The sequence below is a fragment of the Endozoicomonas sp. ONNA2 genome (assembly GCF_024606365.1).
Taxonomy (GTDB): Bacteria; Pseudomonadota; Gammaproteobacteria; order Pseudomonadales; family Endozoicomonadaceae; genus Endozoicomonas.
Genome location: NZ_JAHHPO010000359.1, coordinates 1 through 2,296, shown reverse-complemented (window position 1 = coordinate 2,296; position 2,296 = coordinate 1). Strand labels below are relative to the sequence as shown.

The window sequence follows — 2,296 nt, the reverse complement described above, 5'->3', positions numbered from 1 at the left end:
GCACGACCGGCTTCCGAAGGTTTCAACGTCTTCTGAAGTTACGGATTCAGGTATTCGTTTGACGTTAGACTATAAGGTCATCAAAAAAGTTTCAGCTTGCCAACCTTACCGCTCTCACTCCTTCATAATGTAGTCATCTGTCGTCTTCAAGGAGACAACGACCAGTTTCTTTCTGAAACTGCCGTTGTCCGAAAACGATTCCCGGGTAACAATTTCAGAAATAAGTCCGGATGCGGCCCTGTCGAATAAGGCGTCCGGGTCAGAGGATATGTGCAAATCCGGATACCATTCGCAACGAAGCTTGAGAAAGTATTGGTAACGAAAATCAAAATCATGCCAGTAGCAAGAATCCCCACCTTTGAGAACTGGATCGCAGACGCCAAGCCAGGAGTCCTTGATAGTACGATCTGGCGAATGACGCTTGAGAGTCAAATGTTTGTAGTAACGCTCAGGCTTTCTCTGTTTTGCCACCTGGCAGGAGCTGTTGTAGATCTCGAACAGGTTGATGTCTTCTGTACCACCGGATCGGGTAAAACAGGTCACGCTGAGCGTTTTGTGATCCATTTTACTAACATTATCGCCCTGGGCTTTAAGCGTTGTCAGAGTATCTGAACTCCAACCGGCAACCACAACGGCGTGCTCAAGCCCCTGAATTTGGCAGTCGGACGAGGCCGGGTGACTGTTGGTTTCCCGGTCCACCTGGACAAAAACGATGACATGACACTCCATTCGAAAGGCATGGTCGAGCAGCGACACCATCTCAACCGGGTCTTTAAATTCAAGTAAACTGGTGTCCATTCCCATAGCGCAGGCCACTTTCTGAAACTGCTCGGGCGAGGTAATCTCACCTACGGCCGAACCGCAGGCCTTGGCAATTTTACGTGCGCTTAATGCATTCGTATCACCATTTTTGTAGGGCAGCAGCTGGCCGCAGGCACATAAAACATGGTGCACAACGGCCAGGGCGTAAACCTTGCACTGTGGCCCCAATTGCAAACCAAAGTTCTTCTCGCAACGAGTCAGTGGCGTGCATCTGGGAACTGAATGATGAATACTCTCCATAAGCGTGCTGACCTGAATAAAGCGCTTCTGAAATTTGACCGATTTATTGGCTGATAGTTCATATGTTTGTTCTATCAGGCAGTGGCAAAATGTTTGCCTTGAGGAAAGCGGCAGCCAAGAACACACTATAGCCATTCCTGAAAAGGGGGTTGTCGCAAAAGGAACCAGAAGTTTCCCAGAATAATTTCGACGCTTTGAACCGGTCTCCGTTCATCCTCAGTGGAGTCGAAGGATGGCTGGCACAATATGAGGGGCCAGAGCTCTTGCCGCTCTACCGTCTCCAATCACAGAGACGATGGCCACAGTACCAGACATGACCTTTTCTGGCCCGGGTTCTGTCACATTTGCCGCACCTACAACGCTAAGCGGCTGTCCGGGAATTTCATTTTCATAGCAAAAAAAAACCATGTAATTCAAACTATTCTTACCGCTGCCATAAAACTGGCTACTGTTATCAATCCCCTATTAACGCCTTTACCGATGTAGAAAAAAGATGTTGAAAAAACAGTTGCGTGTCAGAAATGCTCAAACATCACTGACCTGTTTGCTTCTTTGTGTTTGCCCTGTAAGACAATGGATTAATATCTCCGTAAACAATTTTACTATGAGGTAATGATTTTGATACGGCAATCAGGCGTAAACCCGGCAGGCATGGCCATCGACCCGCAACCTGTAACAACCCCCACTACAGAACCGGAGGGCCGATGGAGAGGGTGGGAGGTGATCCAATCGGGGGCTAGTGCATTTATTCGGTCACTACACCCCTTGTATGATCCACTCAATAGCCACCGCCACCTGCCAGTTCAGGAAGTTGCGGACTCTGCTGCTGGCATTGATCCTTGGGGCGTTGTTGGCCAGAACAATAATTTCCATCAGTTCACTGCACTGGCAGGACGGGCGATAGCAGCTTATTCAGGCCTGCCTTCACAAATCAATAATCTGCTGAGCTATCTTGCCAACCCGGCGGTTGTGGGCCGGTTTGCCAGCGATCAGCTCAATGCGTTCAATGCTTGCGGAGATTCGATACCTGAGCCTGGCACACAGGGAAAAGACATCGGACGAGACTTTGGAAAACACGAAAGGCAAAACCAGAAAAGCCTCACAGAACCTACGACACCAGTATGATAAATCCGCCGCCCCAACGCTATCAGCCAGCCAGTTGCCAAACACACCCTTGGCACCAGGAGGCTGTCCGAGAATAGACTGCCCTACTGCGGTTGCGATAAATTGGTCT

Annotated in this window: 2 protein-coding genes; both read right to left on the bottom strand. The window is 49.2% G+C overall.

Going from position 1 to position 2,296, the window contains the following annotated elements; translation table 11 throughout:
• Window positions 1–114: 114 nt before the first annotated feature.
• Window positions 115–1,062, bottom strand: a complete 948-nt coding sequence (locus KDK14_RS06505) for a hypothetical protein (RefSeq protein ID WP_257264208.1) — start codon at window positions 1,060–1,062, stop codon at window positions 115–117.
• Between the two features lie 924 nt (window positions 1,063–1,986).
• Window positions 1,987–2,296: hypothetical protein (locus KDK14_RS06500; RefSeq protein WP_257264207.1), on the bottom strand; the 310-nt coding region annotated here is incomplete at its 5' end.

Bases quoted from the DNA above. Each gene is read 5' to 3' on its own strand.
- KDK14_RS06505 (WP_257264208.1), bottom strand. From the start codon at position 1,062: ATGGAGAGTATTCATCATTCAGTTCCCAGATGCACGCCACTGACTCGT.